The organism is Serratia sp. (in: enterobacteria), from assembly GCF_052400455.1.
Taxonomy (GTDB): Bacteria; Pseudomonadota; Gammaproteobacteria; order Enterobacterales; family Enterobacteriaceae; genus Serratia; species Serratia ureilytica.
In genome coordinates this window covers 34,415-50,299 of sequence record NZ_CP185812.1, presented here as the reverse complement: position 1 = coordinate 50,299, position 15,885 = coordinate 34,415, and the positions used below count along the sequence as shown (strand labels likewise).

The following is a 15,885-nucleotide window of genomic DNA, read 5'->3' as shown; positions in this document are numbered from 1 at the left end:
CCGATGGTTTGTTCAATTGACGTTCGCCCGGAGAAGGAAAAACGCTATGGCGGCATTGCAAGCATTGGCAGGAAAGTTCACCCATCTCACCGTAGGTAAAAAGCTCGGCCTCGGCTTCGCGCTGTTGCTGCTGTTGGCGGTCGTCATCGCCGGCACCGGGGCGCAATACCTGCACATCATCGAATCCCGCGCCGATCGCATCGACTTCAGCAACCGGCTGAACGAGGAGATCAACCAGGCCAAATACAACCGCGCCATGTACGGCCAGACCTACCAGCCGGAGTATCTGCAGAACAACCGCGCCAATATCGATAACGCCGTCAAACTGATAGACCAGGGCCAGGCGTTGGACTGGGACGCCCAAAGCCGCAAGGATCTGCAGCGTCTGGTGACGCTGATTGGGGAATATCAGCAACAGCAAAAAATCTTTGAGCAGGCGGTCTCGGCGAAAGACGCGGTGCGCCAGAGCTGGAACATGTCGGAAGTGCAGGCCAGCCTGAGCCAGGTGGAGCGCCAGCTCACCAACGGCGATCTGCAGTTGGCCTTCATCCAGCTGAACCAGAAGCTGACCCAGGTGCGCTACGGCGCGCGCGGTCTGCTGCTGAGCCTGAACAAGGAAACCGAAGCGCCGCTGATGGCGGCCATCGACGACGCGCGCGACGCGGCCAACGCCTTGAGCCGCCGGGTCAACGACGCGCAGCGCCCGCAGCTGCAACCGCTGCTGGCTGCCCTGGACGATTACAAAAACCGTATCGCGGCCTACCTGCCGGCCTATGAGCACGAGCAGCAGATCAGCCGACAGCTCGGTGAACGCGCGCATGAGATCGGCACGCTGGTGAACGCCTTTATGCAGGACGAGCTGGCTCAGACGCGCAGCAACATCAACCTGGCGCAGCTGCAGATGGGCATCACCACCCTGATCGCGATTATCGCCGGAGTGCTTATCGCCTGGCGCATCACGCTGCAGATCACCCGTCCGCTGCAAAGCACGCTGGCGATGGCGGAACGCATCGCCGGCGGCGATCTGCGCCAGGCGCAGACCAGCACCCGCCGCGATGAGTTGGGGCAGTTGCTGAACGCGGTGGCGGCGATGAGCCAAAATCTGCGCACCATGATTGAGAAGATCCAGATGGGGGTCAGCCAGGTCTCCACCGCTTCCGCGGAAATCGCCGCCGGCAACACCGATCTCTCCTCCCGCACCGAGCAGCAGGCGGCGGCGGTCGAGGAAACCGCCGCCAGCATGGAACAGCTGACCGCCACGGTGAAACAGAACGCCGACAACGCCCATCATGCCAATCAGCTGGCCACCGACGCCTCGCAGACCGCGCAACAGGGCGGCAAGCTGGTGGAGAACGTGGTCAGCACCATGCGCGATATTTCCAGCAGTTCGCAGCGTATCGCAGAAATTACCACCCTGATCAACGGTATTGCCTTCCAGACCAACATCCTGGCGCTCAACGCCGCGGTGGAAGCGGCGCGCGCCGGCGAACAGGGACGCGGCTTCTCGGTGGTCGCCAGCGAAGTGCGCAGCCTGGCGAGCCGCAGCGCCCAGGCGGCGAAGGAGATCGAAGGACTGATCGCCGAATCGGTCAGCCGGGTGAAAACCGGCACTGAGTTGGTGGAAAGCACCGGCAATACCATGGAACAGATCGTCCGCTCGGTCACCCACGTGCGCGACATCATGGCCGAGATCGCCGCCGCCTCCGATGAACAGACGCGCGGCATCGCCCAGATTGGCCAGGCGATCGTCGAAATGGACCATACCACTCAGCAGAACGCCGCGCTGGTGGAAGAGTCCGCCGCCGCCGCCGATTCGCTGGAAGAGCAGGCCGACATGCTGTTGCAGAGCGTTTCGGTGTTCCGTTTGGCGGAGCAGACCGAACCCGCCGCCGTGAAAGCCGCTGCGCCGAAAGCGCCGGCCGTAAAACCCGCGGCCGCCAACGCCGCAGCGGAAGAGAACTGGACCACCTTCTGACGCCCTCAGGCGAGGAATATCCGTTCCTCGCCCTATCTTTGTGGCAACAGGTGGGTCGCGACTCCCCAATTCAACAAGTTAAAACCAGAGGCGGTCGCATCAAGCATTGCGTAGCCGCAATTGCGATGACCGTATCTGCGGAGGTCCTCCTGCGGGTCGGCCCCTTTAAGCCACCAAATCAGTGCCTGCAGAGCATGGCCGTGCGTAACAACACCAAGCGTTTGATTTTGTCCATCGACAGCCAGATCGGACAGACAAGCCATCAGGCGCCAGGCAACCTCATAAGCATTCTCCCCTCCCGGAGCCGACGCCTCTGCCTTACCGGCAAAGAGGCACTGCGTCGCTTCTGGATAATCGCGCATGGCCTGCGCATAAGATAATCCTTCCAGTCGGCCAAAATCTTGCTCCTGCAAACGCTCATCCATTTGCACAGTGCAGCCACATCTCTCAGCCAACGTCTCCGCTGTCGTAAAAGCCCGACCAGCCGGTGAACTGATCAACAAAGTGACCGATAACATTTGCAAGCGAGCGCCAAGCCCAGCGATTTGACGTCGCCCCTCTTCTGTCAGCGGACTGTCACTTCGCCCCTGAATAATCCCCGAGCGGTTCCATTCTGACTCCGCATGCCTCAATACAATGAAACGCATGGTTTTTTCTCGACGATAAAAGCCTAAATATAGACAGGAAAAACACATCCTTCCGTACAGGTAAACGCCGGGTAGTGTACGAGAACAACTCAGGCTATGCTGAGCCCTCGACGCGAGACACGGAGGCGCACATGCATCACCCAGACGTTTACATCGGCAGCATTCAACCCTATGAAGGCGGGCGCCCCAGCGCCATCGCCAAACGCCAGGTGGATGGCGCCATCCGGCTCACGCCGCTCGGCCTGGAAGGCGACGAACAGGCCGAAAAAAGCTACCACGGCGGGCCGGACCGCGCGCTGTGTCACTACCCGCGCGAGCATTATGCCCACTGGCGCGAGCAGTTTCCGGCGCAGGCCGAGCAATTTTGCGCCCCGGCCTTCGGCGAGAATATCTCCACCGAAGGGCTGACCGAACACAATGTGTTTATGGGCGACATCTTCCGCTGGGGCGAGGCGCTTATCCAGGTCACCCAGCCGCGCTCGCCGTGCTTCAAGCTCAATTATCACTTCGCCATCGAGGACATTTCGGTGCTGATGCAGCAAAGCGGCCGCTGCGGCTGGCTGTATCGGGTGGTGTCGCCGGGCGCGGTCAGCGGCGATCGTCCGCTGGCGCTGGCGACGCGCAACAGCGATGTGTCGGTGGCCGAAGCCATCGCCATCGCCTGGCACATGCCGTTCGATGCGGAACAGTATCGCCGCCTGTTGGCGGTGGCCGGCCTCTCCGCCAGCTGGAGCAAGACCATGCTCACTCGGCTCGCCGAAGGGCGCCTTGAGGATTTCAACCGCCGCCTGCTCGGCCATTGAAAGCGCGGGCGGAAAAATGAAAAACGTGCGCCGAATGCCGCGTTAACCCTTTTCTTCCGCCTATACTGTAGCCGCACGTTTTTTCAGCCAGGAGCCAGGTTATGACCACCCCGACCCATTCGATTCATCACGCCGCCGCCGAGGGCTATCAGGCCAATGCCGATCGCTATGTGAAAGGCCGGCCGGATTACCCGCCGGAAATCGCCGCCTGGCTGCGTGACGTCATCGGCCTGCACGCCGGCATGACGGTCATCGATCTCGGCGCCGGTACCGGCAAGTTCACCCCGCGCCTGCTGGAAACCGGCGCGCAGGTGATCGCCGTCGAACCGGTGCCGCAAATGCTGGAAAAACTGTCGGCGGCGCTGCCGCAGGTGAAAACGCTGGCGGGCACCGCCGACGCGATCCCGCTACCGGACGAGTCGGTGGATGCCGTGGTGTGCGCCCAGTCCTTCCACTGGTTCGCCACGCCGCAGGCGCTGGCGGAAATCCAGCGCATTCTCAAGCCCGGCGGCAAACTCGGCCTGGTGTGGAACATGCGCGATGCGCGCGTCGGTTGGGTGCGTAAACTGAATCAGATCGTCGATAGCCACGAAGGCGATGCGCCGCGTTTCTATACCGGCGAATGGCGCAAACTCTTCCCGTTCAAAGGCTTTGAACCGCTGCAGGAGCAGGTGTTTATGCTCGGCCACCGCGGCGCGGTGGAGGACGTGATCTACAACCGCGTGCGTTCAACCAGCTTTATCGCCGCGCTGCCGCAGCCGCAACAGGAGCAGGTTATCGATCGGTTGCGCCAACTGGTGGCGGAAGAAGAGGAACTGCGGGGCAAGGACACGGTCACCGTGCCCTATCAGACCAAGGCGTATTTCACCACCAAGGTCTGACGCCCGGGGATTCAGAACGCTTTCTTGGCGTAGCCGGTGACCGCTTTCAGGCCCATCTCGCGGCCCAGCGCGGTCATCGGGTGCACGACGATCAGCCCGCGCGCGCTTTTCTTCAGCGCGCCCATATCGGCCTGCTCTTTCTTGGTGATCTCGCGGCTGAACGGCAGCTGGCTCAGCTTCTGCGCTTCGGCGCTCAGCTTCTCGCCGCGCACGTTTTTCAGGCGCTCGATCTCCGTCGCCAGTTTCTCTTTCTCTTTGGTGTGCTGCGCGATCAACTCAGGGTTGCCCTGTTGGATCACGGTGGCGTCTTTGTGGTTCAAGGCGTCCAGCAGGTCGCTCAGGCGCTTAATCTCTGCCTTTTCTTTCTCTTTCATGGTCTCTGGCCCGTTGTGCCCAAAATGGCACGCTAATCAATGATACCGGCATTGTAGCAAAAGGCGCGCGCCGTTACCCGTCCTGCGCAATGCCGGGCGGCAGGCCGCTCATCTCGCAGGCCCTGGCGCCGAGCCGAGCCAGCGCCTGGGTGTAGCGCGCGTTGAACGGGTAGCAGCAGGAGAGCCGCAGCGCGTTGCGGTAGCGCCCGCTCGGGGAATACAGGGTGCCCGGCGTCAAACAGATCTGCTCCTCCAGCAGCTGATGGAACAGCGCCACGCTGTCCACGCCGGGAGGGAATTCGACCCAGAACACGAAGCCGCCCGCCGGCTGCGTGGCCAGCGTGCCGCGCGGGAAATGCCGGGCGATCAGCGCCCTCGCCTCGTCGACCTGCGCCGCATAGCGCTTGCGCAGGTTGCGCAAATGGTGATCGTAGCCGCCGCTCTCCAGGAAGGTCGCCAGCGTTTCCGACAGCAGCTGCGACTCGGACATCGACGACACCGCCTTCAGCTTGCGCAACGCCTCGTGAAAACGGCCGCCGCAGATCCAGCCGACGCGAAAATCCGGCGCCAGCGTTTTGGTGAAGCTGGAGCAAAACAGCACCCAGCCGTCGCGATCGAACGCCTTCACCGCCGGCGACAGCGCGCCGCCGAACTGGATCTCGGCATACAGCCCATCTTCAATCAACGGCACCTGATGATCGTTCATCAGCCGCGCCAGCCGCTTTTTCGCCGCCAGCGGCATGGTGCAACCCAGCGGGTTTTGCACCGTCGGCATGGCGATCACCGCATTCAGCCGCTTCTCGTTCAGCAGCAGCTCCAGCGCGTCCAGCGACAGCCCCAGCTGGGGATCGGTAGGGATTTCCAGCGCTTTCAGCCCCAGGCTGGCCAGCAGCGGCAGCAGATAAAAGTAGGTCGGCGACTCCAGCCCGACGCAGTCGCCCGGTTTGGTGGTGACGCGCAGCGCCAGCTGCAGCGCCTCCATGCAGCCGTGGGTCAACACCACGTCGCCCGGCTCCAACAGCATGCCGAGCGTCATTGAGCGGCGGGCGATCTGCTGACGCAGCCGCAGGCTGCCGGGCGGCAACGGATATTGTCCGATCAGACCCGGCTGGCGGCGCAGTTGGGAAGACAGCATGCGCCCCAGTTTGCCGCCGGGATAGAAATCGCTGGTCTGCGGGCAGGCCAGCGCAATGTTGGTGAAGGCCGGGTTCTGCTGGGCGGCGAACACCGTATCGATCAACGCCAGCACGTCGTCCGCCGGCGGCTCGATGCGGCCGCTGGGCGCCGAGGCCATCTTCAGCGCCGGCAGCGTGCTGCGGACATAAAACCCCGACTGCGGCCGCGCTTCGATCAGCCCGCGATCCTCCAGCGTGCGGTAAGCCGACACCACGGTATTGATGCTGACGCGATGGGTTTGCGCACAGCGCCGCACCGAAGGCAAGCGGTCGCCGGGCTGCAGCGTGCCGCGGCGAATGGCTTCGGCCAGCGTATCCGCCAGCTGCAGGTAACGGGTATCCGGGGTTTCATCGAGCAAGGTCACAGTTTCTCTCCAGGCAATGGGTACAGTTTACATTTCATACAACTGTAACCATGACAATATCCGATTTGTGATTCTGTCACCATCCCATCGCAACGATTATGCTGATCCTCTCGTTATTACCGTCGTTTTCACGTTCAAGGAACCTGCCATGCTGGACTCCGCCTTTGTCAGCTACGTCACCGTCATGTCGATCACCCCCGGCCCCAACAACCTGCTGCTGGCCTCGTCGGGCGTTAACTTCGGCCTGCGCCGCACCCTGCCGATGCTGTTCGGCATCTGCGTCGGTTGTGCGGTACAGCTGGCGATCATTATCCCGCTGCTGGCGCTGGCGCTGAGCTGGGCCGGCGTCATCCGCCTGCCGCTGGCGGCGATCGGCTGCGCCTATCTGCTGTGGCTGTCATGGAAGCTGTTTCAGGCGGCCTCGCCGGACGCCAAAGAACAGGCGCAGCCGATGAGCCTGCTCAGCGGCGCGCTGTTTCAGGCGGTCAACCCCAAGGCCTGGCTGATGGTGATCAACGTGGCGATCCTGTTCACCCCGCGCGAAGGCGCCACTTTCGTCCATACGCTGTCTATCATCGCCGGTTTCGCGCTGCTGAACTTGCCGTGCGTGCTGCTGTGGGCGGTGTTGGGTGACCGGTTGCGCAACGCGCTGCGGGTCACCTGGAAACTGCGCGCCTTCAACGGCGTGATGTCCGGGCTGATGGCCGCCACCGCGCTGTGGTTGCTGTTCGACGAATGGCGCGCGGCCTTCGCTTAGCCGCGGCCGAGAGGAGAGAGTCGGGAAGGTTGTTTGGCGCCGATGCCGGCGATCAGGTCGGTAATGGACAGCACCATGGTGGAGCGCACCATCTGCTGATAGCGCTGGCGCTGCATGGCGATCAGCGCTTCATCCGCCTCGCCCGGCTGCAGGAAGGTCGGCACCGGCGGCAGCGCGGCCACGCAGTGCAGCTCGCCGAACGGCCCGAGGATTTCGTCATCGACGAAGCGGTATTCCGAACCGTCGTGGTTCAGCTCTTCGCGCATCGCCATCAGCAGCTCGGCATCTTCATATTCGTGGCGGGAGATCACCCCCAGCCCGTACATCAGCTTCAGACGCACCGACAGATCCCCCAGCGGGCCGCTGCCGGACAATAGCGGTTCGACGGCGTATTTCACCGCATAGTCGTCCTTGCGGAATACCTGCACCACCAGCACGTTGAGCGCTTCCGCCAGCAGCTCTACCGCCGCGATCAGGAAGCTGCGCACCGTTTTGCCCGCGTTCAGCTTTTCCAGAACCTGGTTTTCAAATGCCTGTGCTTCTTCCATCGTCGCTTTTCGAAAGGCGTGGGGAGGGCCGTCGATGCCGAACTCGGGTTCCAGGAGCGCAGCAAGCGGCGCTCGGGTGTTCATCATCACGATTCTACTTGTGCATGGCGTTATACACAGCAACGGCCTCTTCTACAACCTCGCTTTCCGCCGGCAGGCCGGAAATTTGCGCCAGCGCGGCTTTCGGCCCGAGCGTGTTCAGCAGTTCCGCCAGTTCCTGCGCCTGCGGATCCTGTTCGCTGCGGTAGCTCATGGCGGCGGCGATGCCCTGGATCAGGTTGGCATGCGGCAGGCCGTATTCCAGCGTGCCCAGCAGCGGTTTGATCAGGCGATCGCCGGCGCTCAGTTTACGCAGCGGCTGGCGCCCTACGCGCTCGACGTCGTCGTGCAGATACGGATTTTCAAAGCGGCCGAGGATTTTGTTGATGTAGGCGGCATGCTTGTCGGCGTCGAAGCCGTAACGCTTGATCAGCACCGCGCCGCTCTCTTCCATCGCCCCTTTCACCACGCGGCGGATCGCCGGGTCGAGAATGGCGTCGCGAATGGTTTGCAGCCCGGCCCGTTGGCCGAGGTAGGCGGTGATGGCGTGGCCGGTGTTGAGGGTGAACAGCTTGCGCTCGACGAACGCCATCAGGTTGTCGGTCAGTTCCATGCCGGCGATCGCCGGTGGCTGGCCTTTAAACTGCGTCTGATCGACGATCCATTCGCTGAAGGTTTCCACCGTCACTTCCAGCGGATCGCTGCTGTCCGCCGGCGGCACAATGCGGTCGACCGCCGAATCGACGAAGCCGACGTGCTGTTCAACCCATGCCTGCTCGTCCTGCGGCAGCGCGGCGAACACGTGCTGCTTCAGCTGGCTGGTGCCGCGCACCATGTTCTCGCAGGCGATGATGTTCAGCGGCTGCACATTGCCCTGCTGATGGCGCAGCACCAGCCCTTTGGCGATCGTGCCGGCGATTTTGGCGAGAATTTGCGGGCCAACGGCGGTGGTCACCAGATCCGCCTCGGCGATCAGCGCCACCGCCGCCTCGCTGCCGCTGTTGACGGCGCTGACGTTGTTGACGCGCTCCACGCGCTCTTGCTCGCCCACCACGTGCACCGAGTAGCTTTTTCGGCTGTTCAGCAGATCCAGCACCGTTTGATTGACGTCGGCGAAGGTCACCTCAACCCCCGCGTCCGCCAGCAGCTTGCCGATAAAACCACGGCCGATATTCCCTGCGCCAAAATGTAATGCTTTCATAACTCTACCTTCTTAATGTCGAAGGGTGCAGCAAGCTGCACCCTTTAAAATGATTCCGTTATCCGGCTTTTTTGCCGCCGAGCAGGTCCAGCACTTCCTGAACGCTGGTGGTATTCGCCAGCCGCTCGATCACGCTCTCGTCATCCAGCGCGTTGGTCAGGCTGGTGATCACCTGAATATGCTCGTTGTTGCGCGCGGCGATGCCGATCACCAGACGGGCCACTTCATCCTCTTCATCGCCGAAGCGCACGCCCTGTGGGTACTGACAGAACACCACGCCGGTGCGCAGCACCCGGTCCTTGGCCTCGATGGTGCCGTGCGGCACGGCGATCGATTCGCCCAGGTAGGTGGAGGTGAGCTTTTCGCGCTCCAGCATCGCCGGCACGTATTCCGCCTCGACGTAGCCGCCCTTCACCAGCTGCTCGCCGGCGAAGCGGATCGCCTGCTCTTTGTCGCTGGCCTGCAGGTTGAGGAACACGTTGCTCTCGCTCAGCTTGAACAGGTTCGGTTCCCCGGCTTCAAAGCTGTCGTCCAGCGCGCCCAGCACCTTCTGCTGGTTGTCGGTGGTTTTGTTGACCGCCACCAAACGCTCGACCAGATCGCTGTACAGCTTGCTGTCGAGGAAGTTGGTCAGCGAGATGTGCTGGGCCTGCGGTGCATGGCGCATCGCGCGCTCGGTCAGATCGCGGTGGGTGATCACCAGATCCACGTCGTCCGGCAGGCTGTTGATGGCGCTGTTGGTCACCGAGATGTTCTTCAGCCCGGCGTCGGCCACTTTCTTGCGCAGCACCCCGGCGCCCATGGCGCTGGAACCCATGCCCGCATCGCAGGCGACGATGATTTTGCGCACGGTGCTCAGATCGCCGTCGACCGATGCCGCCGCCGCCGCGCCGCCTTTGGACTGCGATTTCATCTCTTGCATGCGACGGGTCGCGGCTTCCAGATCGTCATCCTCTTTCACCTTGGAGGTTTTCAGCAGGAAAGCGGATACCACGAAGGAGACGGCGAAGGCTGCGCATACCGCCGCAATGTTGGCGAAGTAAGCGCCTTTCGGCGTCATCGCCAGCACCGCCAAAATCGAACCCGGGGAAGCCGGAGAAACCAGGCCGCCGTTCAGCATCGTCAGGGTAAAGACGCCGGTCATGCCGCCCAGGATCACCGCCAGCAGCAAGCGTGGGTTCATCAGCACGTAGGGGAAGTAGATTTCGTGGATGCCGCCCAGGAAGTGAATGATCGCCGCACCGCCGGCGGATTGCTTGGCGCTGCCGCGGCCAAAGAACATGTAGGCCATCAGCACGCCCATGCCCGGACCTGGGTTGGCTTCTATCAGGAAGAACACCGATTTGCCGGCTTCCGTGGCCTGCTGAATACCCAGCGGCGAGAAGATGCCGTGGTTGATGGCGTTGTTCAGGAACAGGATTTTCGCCGGTTCAACGAAGATGGAGGCCAGTGGCAGCAGGTTGTTCGTCACCATCACGTGCACGCCCGCGGCCAACAGTTTGGAGAGCACCTCCACCAGCGGCCCGATGCCCAGGAAGGCCAGGATCGCCAGCAGCATGCCGATGATGCCGGCGGAGAAGTTGTTCACCAGCATTTCAAAGCCGCTTTTGATCTTGCCGTCCACCCAGCGATCGAAATGCTTGATGGCCCAACCGCCCAGCGGGCCGGCGATCATCGCGCCGAGGAACATCGGCATGTCGGCGCCGACGATAACGCCCATGGTGGTGATGGCGCCGACCACGCCGCCGCGATCGCCGCCCACCAGCCGCCCGCCGGTGTAGCCGATCAGCAGCGGCAGCAGGTAGGTGATCATCGGGCCTACCAGCTTAGCCAAGGTCTCATTCGGCAGCCAGCCGGTTGGAATGAATAGCGCGGTGATAATCCCCCAGGCGATAAAGGCGCCGATGTTGGGCATCACCATGTTGCTCAGGAAGCGGCCAAAGTTTTGCACTTTAACCTTGATGTCTGGTGAAAACATAAAACACACCCCTATTGTTACGCGCTGACAATAGAGCGCGTGATTATTGTTGTGACGATCCAGCCGTGTTGCCGCTGTATGCGAAACGGACTCTATCACGCTGTTTTTGTCACGCGAACTTCACGGATTTTTTGTGATACAAATCACACACAACACCCCAACAAACCACCCTTTATAGTGATAAAGATCACATTTATGGCGTGTAAAAAAAGCACAGTGAGAAAAAAGTCGCCACAAAACCCCCAATAAAGTGACTATGATCACATTTTTAAATTGGCGTTTTGTTTTTGAATTGTGACATTAGTCACAATTTATTTTTAGCTGCAGCGCCGATCGCAACGCTCTGTTTGCTCTTCCCTGTGAGCACTCATCCCGCCGGGAACTAGCGAAGTGATGAATGAAAGAAAACTACATTGCCTAATGAATGGATTAATTGAAGTGTAGTACAGAAGCCTGCGCAATAAGCCAGCAAGCGATTGGAAACGCTGAGGGGAAATAAAACAGGCCGGCAATGCCGGCCTGTTTCGCGCCTGGACGCGTTATTATTGCGTCACGCTTTGAATGGTTTTCTGCGCATTCATCAGGTTCTGCTGCTTAGCCACCAGATTCGACATCATGGTGTTGTATTGCGCCACCTGCTGCGCAGTGCGGAACTGCACGCCGTTGTTGTTGAAGCTGACCTGATTGCCCTGGCTCTGCAGGAAGTCGCCGACCTGCACCAGATCCTGCACAAAGCTGGCGGTAGTCGGGATCGCCGGCATCAAGGCGTTGGCCGGGGCGGTGACGATCTTGTCATAGGCCTGGTTGTACACCGCCTTCAGATCGTCAGGCTGCTTCAGCGCCGCGTGGGCAGTATCCGCCTGCGATTTGGCCGACTGGATCTGCTGGCCCAACAGGTTCAACGCCCCAACCGATTGCTGCAGCGCGTCGCGTTTGTTCAGGTAGTCCTGCGCGGTGCGGATCTGGTTAATCTGATCCAGCGCCGGGGTCAGGCTGGCGCCGACCGACTTGGACAACTGCTGCGAAAAGCCGACCAATATCGCGTAATCACCGGCATAGTTGCCGAACTTCTGCTTCTGATCTTCGCTCAGCGTGGGGATATTCGCCCCGCTGCGCATCACGGTATTCTGTAAGTAATCGATAAATGCTTTGCGCTGTTCCGGCTCTTTATCGCCGCAGGCGGTCAATTGCATGACCACCAACAATGCCAATACCGGTGCCAACCAACGCGCGAAACCTCTGCTCTGGATCCCTACCGCCATGTGACATAACTCCTGTTATAAACCTGCTTTTTCATTGGACTCCGCCCCTTTTTCCGCACTCCGTGCGCCTATAAGAATAGATCAACTGGCGGCGTTCCGATACGCGATTCCACTTGCGGTGAACATTGGCTCGGCCGGAGGCGGTTGAAAACGGCGTACTGCCTGATGCTGGCCGCTATCGTCAAAGCGGCGTCGGCGTGATGAACGGCAATGTTGTGATCCATATGGCTCCACCGGCGGAACGCGTACCGTTGCTAATCCGTCAATTGCTCATCTGGCTGCAACAAACCGACCTGCCACCGCTGATCGGCAGCTGTGTATTTCACTATGAATTCGAATTTATCCATCCCTTTGCCGATGGAAACGGCCGTATGGGACGGTTGTGGCAAACGCTAATTTTGTCACGCTGGGATCCGTTGTTCGCCAACGTGCCGGTTGAGAGCCTGGTACATGATAACCAACCCGGATATTACCAGGCGCTGAATGCCAGCAACCAAAAGACCGATTGCTCACCCTTCGTTGAATTCATGCTGGAAATGATTCTAAAAGCGCTTGAGCTGAGCATTACCCCCCAAGTCACCCCCCAAGTCACTGACTTGCTAGCGGCGCTGCAAGGGGAGATGTCGCGAGAAACGCTCCAGAATGTTCTACAGTTGCAAGATCGAAAATCTTTCCGCGAGCGCTATCTACAGCCGGCCTTGAATGCGGGTTGGATCGAAATGACGCTACCGGATAAACCCAAGAGCCGTTTACAACGCTATCGCTTGACCGCTGCCGGTATCAGACTGTTACGCCAACCATAAAAAAGGCGCCCGCAGGCGCCTTTTCACAGCAGAGAATCGCTTACTGCAGCACGGAGATATCCGCCACCTGCAGGAACAGCTCGCGCAGTTTGCTCAGCAGCGTCAGGCGGTTAACGCGCACTTCCGCATCGTCCGCCATCACCATCACGTTGTCGAAGAACGCATCCACCGGCTCACGCAGCGCGGCCAGTTCCACCAGCGCTTCCTGGTAGTTGCCCGCCGCGAAGTACGGCTGCAGCTTGTCGCGCAGCACCACCAGGTGAGTCGCCAGCTGGATCTCCGCCGCATCCTTCAGCACCGAGGCGCGCACGCTGTCGTTCAGCGTTTCGCTAGACTTGGCCAGAATGTTGGAGACGCGTTTGTTGGCCGCAGCCAATGCCGCCGCCTCGTCCAGCGTGCGGAAATGGGATACCGCCTTGACGCGCGCGTCGAAGTCGGCCGGTTTGGTCGGACGGCGCGCCAGCACCGCCTGAATGGTATCGACCGCGTGGCCTTCTTCCTGATACCAGGCGCGGAAACGACCCAGCATGAATTCCACCACGTCGTCGACCACCTTGGCATTGGTCAACTTGCTGCCGTACAGGCGCACGGCCTCTTCGGTCAGAGTCTGCAGATCCAATGGCAGGTTTTTCTCGACGATGATGCGCAACACGCCCAGCGCGGCGCGGCGCAGCGCGAACGGGTCTTTATCGCCCTTCGGATGCTGCCCGATGCCGAAGATGCCGGCCAGGGTGTCCATCTTGTCGGCGATCGCCAGCGAGCAGGCCACCAGCGACTGCGGCAGCGCATCACCGGCGTAGCGCGGCTGATACTGCTCGTTCAGGGCAACGGCGACATCTTCCGCCTCACCGTCGTGGCGCGCATAGTGCATGCCCATCACGCCCTGGGTGTCGGTGAATTCGAACACCATGTTGGTCATCAGGTCGCACTTCGACAACAGGCCAGCACGGGTGGCGTGGTTGACGTCGGCGCCAATCTGGCCGGCAACCCAGCCCGCCAGCGCCTGGATGCGATCGGTTTTGTCGCGCAGGGTGCCCAGCTGCTGTTGGAACAGCACGGTTTCCAGGCGCGGCAAGTTGTCTTCCAGACGTTTTTTGCGGTCGGTGTTGAAGAAGAACTCGGCGTCGGCCAAACGCGGACGCACCACCTTCTCGTTGCCGGAGATGATCTGCTGCGGGTCTTTCGACTCGATGTTGGCCACGAAGATAAAGTTAGGCAGCAGTTTGCCCGCGGCGTCGTACACCGGGAAATACTTCTGGTCGCCCTTCATGGTGTACACCAGCGCTTCCGCCGGCACCGCCAGGAATTTCTCTTCGAATTTGGCGGTCAGCACCACCGGCCATTCCACCAGCGAGGCCACTTCTTCCAGCAGGCTGTCGCTCAGATCGGCCTTGCCGCCGATCTTCTGCGCCGCCAGTTCGGCGTCGCGTTTGATAAGGGCTTTGCGCGCTTCGTAGTCAGCGACCACTTTGCCGCGCTCCAGCAGGATCTGCGGATATTGGTCGGCATTGTCGAGGGTGAACTCGGCTTCGCCCATGAAGCGGTGGCCGCGCACGGTGCGCGCGGATTCGATGCCCAGCACGGTGCCCGGGATCAGATCGGCGCCCAGCAGCATCGTGACGGTGTGCACCGGACGCACGAACTGCACGTCGGAATCGCCCCAGCGCATCAGTTTCGGGATCGGCAGCTTGCCGAGCGCGGTGCTGACCATGCCGGCCAGCAGTTGTTGCGCCGACTGGCCTTTGACATGGGCGCGGTACATCAACCACTCGCCCTTGTCGGTCACCAGGCGCTCCGCCTGATCGACGGTGATGCCGCAGCCGCGCGCCCAGCCTTCGGCCGCTTTGCTCGGTTTGCCTTCGGCGTCGAACGCCTGAGCGATCGCCGGGCCGCGTTTTTCAATTTCGCGATCGGCCTGCGCCGCGCTCAGGTTGGCCACTTTCAGCGCCAGGCGGCGCGGTGCGGCGAACCAGCTCACGTCACCGTGTTCCAGGCCGGCGTTGTCCAGCTCGGCGGTGAAGTTGGCGGCGAAAGATTCCGCCAGGGAACGAAGAGCCTTCGGCGGCAGCTCTTCCGTGCCGATTTCCACCAGGAAAGTCTGTTGAGTCATGGCTGCCTCTTAGTTCTCGTTCTTCTTGTTGCACATCGGGAAGCCCAGCGCTTCGCGGGAAGCGTAGTAGGCTTCGGCAACGGCTTTGGTCAGCGTGCGGATGCGCAGAATGTAGCGTTGACGCTCGGTCACCGAAATCGCCTTGCGCGCGTCCAGCAGGTTGAAGGTATGGCCCGCCTTCAGGATGCGTTCGTAGGCCGGCAGCGGCAGCGGTTTTTCCAACGCCAGCAGCGATTGGGCTTCTTTCTCATACTGCTCGAAGCAGGAGAACAGGAAGTCGACGTCGGCGTATTCGAAGTTGTAGGTGGACTGCTCCACTTCGTTCTGATGGAACACGTCGCCGTAGGTGGTGACGCCCAGCGGGCCGTTGCTCCACACCAGATCGTACACGCTGTCCACGCCCTGGATGTACATCGCCAGACGCTCCAGGCCATAGGTGATCTCGCCGGTCACCGGCTTGCACTCCAGGCCGCCGACCTGCTGGAAGTAGGTGAACTGCGTCACTTCCATGCCGTTCAGCCACACTTCCCAACCCAGGCCCCAGGCGCCGAGCGTCGGGTTTTCCCAGTTGTCTTCCACGAAGCGGATGTCGTGGATAGTCGGATCCAGACCCAGCTCTTTCAGCGAGCCCAGGTAGAGTTCCTGAATGTTGTCCGGCGATGGCTTAATCACCACCTGGAACTGATAGTAGTGCTGCAGACGGTTCGGGTTTTCGCCGTAGCGGCCGTCGGTCGGGCGACGGGATGGCTGCACATAAGCGGCGGCCATCGGCTCCGGCCCCAGTGCGCGCAGGCACGTCATCGGGTGTGAGGTTCCCGCGCCGACTTCCATGTCCAATGGTTGAACGATGGTGCAGCCCTGGCGCGCCCAATAATCCTGCAGTGTCAGGATCAGGCCCTGGAAGGTCTTGGTATCAAACTTTTGCATGTTGAATTCGCACGCGATACAAGTGGATTTATATGGAATG

At 61.1% G+C, this 15,885-nt stretch carries 14 protein-coding genes; 5 read left to right on the top strand and 9 right to left on the bottom strand.

Translation table 11 applies throughout. The annotated features are described in order from the left end of the window. Nucleotides 1-46: 46 nt before the first annotated feature. Nucleotides 47-1,975: a methyl-accepting chemotaxis protein gene (locus ACORQT_RS00225; protein WP_072626474.1), complete on the top strand. Its 1,929-nt coding sequence runs from the start codon at nt 47-49 to the stop codon at nt 1,973-1,975. A 32-nt stretch (nt 1,976-2,007) separates the two neighbouring features. Here ACORQT_RS00225 and ACORQT_RS00220 read toward each other — a convergent pair whose 3' ends face one another. Continuing rightward, nucleotides 2,008-2,622 (bottom strand): histidine phosphatase family protein, encoded by a 615-nt coding sequence (locus tag ACORQT_RS00220; protein ID WP_031299772.1) that lies wholly within the window; start codon nt 2,620-2,622, stop codon nt 2,008-2,010. Nucleotides 2,623-2,753: 131 nt separating this feature from the next. Between ACORQT_RS00220 and yiiM the strand changes: the two genes are divergently transcribed. Then, nucleotides 2,754-3,425, top strand: a complete 672-nt coding sequence (yiiM, locus tag ACORQT_RS00215; protein WP_164057666.1) for a 6-hydroxyaminopurine reductase — start codon at nt 2,754-2,756, stop codon at nt 3,423-3,425. A 101-nt stretch (nt 3,426-3,526) separates the two neighbouring features. Beyond that, entirely contained in the window at nt 3,527-4,306 is a 780-nt protein-coding gene (locus ACORQT_RS00210; RefSeq protein ID WP_033652303.1) for a class I SAM-dependent methyltransferase, read from the top strand. Between the two features lie 11 nt (nt 4,307-4,317). Here the strand turns inward: ACORQT_RS00210 and ACORQT_RS00205 are convergent, their stop codons facing one another. Further along, the gene (locus tag ACORQT_RS00205; protein ID WP_021504152.1) at nt 4,318-4,680 is read right to left on the bottom strand and encodes a YibL family ribosome-associated protein; all 363 of its coding nucleotides are present in this window, start codon (nt 4,678-4,680) and stop codon (nt 4,318-4,320) included. 73 nt (nt 4,681-4,753) lie between these two features. Continuing rightward, nucleotides 4,754-6,220 (bottom strand): aminotransferase-like domain-containing protein, encoded by a 1,467-nt coding sequence (locus ACORQT_RS00200; protein WP_033652304.1) that lies wholly within the window; start codon nt 6,218-6,220, stop codon nt 4,754-4,756. Between the two features lie 148 nt (nt 6,221-6,368). Here ACORQT_RS00200 and ACORQT_RS00195 point away from each other — a divergent pair, with 148 nt between their 5' ends. Beyond that, nucleotides 6,369-6,977, top strand: a complete 609-nt coding sequence (locus tag ACORQT_RS00195; protein ID WP_096242701.1) for a LysE family translocator — start codon at nt 6,369-6,371, stop codon at nt 6,975-6,977. Here ACORQT_RS00195 and ACORQT_RS00190 read toward each other — a convergent pair. From ACORQT_RS00190 to ACORQT_RS00175, 4 genes are all read right to left on the bottom strand, one after another. Then, nucleotides 6,974-7,525: an MltR family transcriptional regulator gene (locus ACORQT_RS00190; RefSeq protein WP_046898777.1), complete on the bottom strand. Its 552-nt coding sequence runs from the start codon at nt 7,523-7,525 to the stop codon at nt 6,974-6,976. The genes ACORQT_RS00195 and ACORQT_RS00190 overlap by 4 nt on opposite strands. A 94-nt stretch (nt 7,526-7,619) precedes the next feature. Then, entirely contained in the window at nt 7,620-8,765 is a 1,146-nt protein-coding gene (locus tag ACORQT_RS00185) for a mannitol-1-phosphate 5-dehydrogenase (RefSeq protein WP_164057667.1), read from the bottom strand. A 58-nt stretch (nt 8,766-8,823) separates the two neighbouring features. Next, a complete protein-coding gene (locus ACORQT_RS00180) occupies nt 8,824-10,743 on the bottom strand; it encodes a PTS mannitol transporter subunit IICBA (protein ID WP_108680012.1) in 1,920 nt (639 codons plus the stop codon). A 542-nt stretch (nt 10,744-11,285) separates the two neighbouring features. Next, on the bottom strand, nt 11,286-12,005 hold the full coding sequence (locus ACORQT_RS00175; RefSeq protein WP_025304780.1) for a DUF3053 domain-containing protein: 720 nt from the start codon (nt 12,003-12,005) through the stop codon (nt 11,286-11,288). A 125-nt stretch (nt 12,006-12,130) separates the two neighbouring features. Between ACORQT_RS00175 and ACORQT_RS00170 the strand changes: the two genes are divergently transcribed. Then, nucleotides 12,131-12,808: a Fic family protein gene (locus ACORQT_RS00170; RefSeq protein WP_232091464.1), complete on the top strand. Its 678-nt coding sequence runs from the start codon at nt 12,131-12,133 to the stop codon at nt 12,806-12,808. A gap of 40 nt (nt 12,809-12,848) precedes the next feature. Here ACORQT_RS00170 and glyS read toward each other — a convergent pair whose 3' ends face one another. Together glyS and glyQ are read right to left on the bottom strand one after the other, a co-directional pair. Continuing rightward, nucleotides 12,849-14,918, bottom strand: coding sequence for a glycine--tRNA ligase subunit beta (glyS, locus tag ACORQT_RS00165; protein ID WP_042783397.1), 2,070 nt, complete (start codon nt 14,916-14,918; stop codon nt 12,849-12,851). A gap of 9 nt (nt 14,919-14,927) precedes the next feature. Continuing rightward, the gene (gene glyQ / locus ACORQT_RS00160) at nt 14,928-15,845 is read right to left on the bottom strand and encodes a glycine--tRNA ligase subunit alpha (protein ID WP_004933966.1); all 918 of its coding nucleotides are present in this window, start codon (nt 15,843-15,845) and stop codon (nt 14,928-14,930) included. Between the last annotated feature and the right edge of the window lie 40 nt (nt 15,846-15,885).

Bases quoted from the DNA above. Each gene is read 5' to 3' on its own strand.
- ACORQT_RS00195 (WP_096242701.1), top strand. From the start codon at position 6,369: ATGCTGGACTCCGCCTTTGTCAGCTACGTCACCGTCATGTCGATCACC.
- ACORQT_RS00220 (WP_031299772.1), bottom strand. From the start codon at position 2,622: ATGCGTTTCATTGTATTGAGGCATGCGGAGTCAGAATGGAACCGCTCG.
- ACORQT_RS00185 (WP_164057667.1), bottom strand. From the start codon at position 8,765: ATGAAAGCATTACATTTTGGCGCAGGGAATATCGGCCGTGGTTTTATC.
- ACORQT_RS00210 (WP_033652303.1), top strand. From the start codon at position 3,527: ATGACCACCCCGACCCATTCGATTCATCACGCCGCCGCCGAGGGCTAT.
- ACORQT_RS00190 (WP_046898777.1), bottom strand. From the start codon at position 7,525: ATGGAAGAAGCACAGGCATTTGAAAACCAGGTTCTGGAAAAGCTGAAC.
- yiiM (WP_164057666.1), top strand. From the start codon at position 2,754: ATGCATCACCCAGACGTTTACATCGGCAGCATTCAACCCTATGAAGGC.
- glyS (WP_042783397.1), bottom strand. From the start codon at position 14,918: ATGACTCAACAGACTTTCCTGGTGGAAATCGGCACGGAAGAGCTGCCG.
- ACORQT_RS00225 (WP_072626474.1), top strand. From the start codon at position 47: ATGGCGGCATTGCAAGCATTGGCAGGAAAGTTCACCCATCTCACCGTA.
- ACORQT_RS00180 (WP_108680012.1), bottom strand. From the start codon at position 10,743: ATGTTTTCACCAGACATCAAGGTTAAAGTGCAAAACTTTGGCCGCTTC.
- ACORQT_RS00175 (WP_025304780.1), bottom strand. From the start codon at position 12,005: ATGGCGGTAGGGATCCAGAGCAGAGGTTTCGCGCGTTGGTTGGCACCG.
- glyQ (WP_004933966.1), bottom strand. From the start codon at position 15,845: ATGCAAAAGTTTGATACCAAGACCTTCCAGGGCCTGATCCTGACACTG.
- ACORQT_RS00205 (WP_021504152.1), bottom strand. From the start codon at position 4,680: ATGAAAGAGAAAGAAAAGGCAGAGATTAAGCGCCTGAGCGACCTGCTG.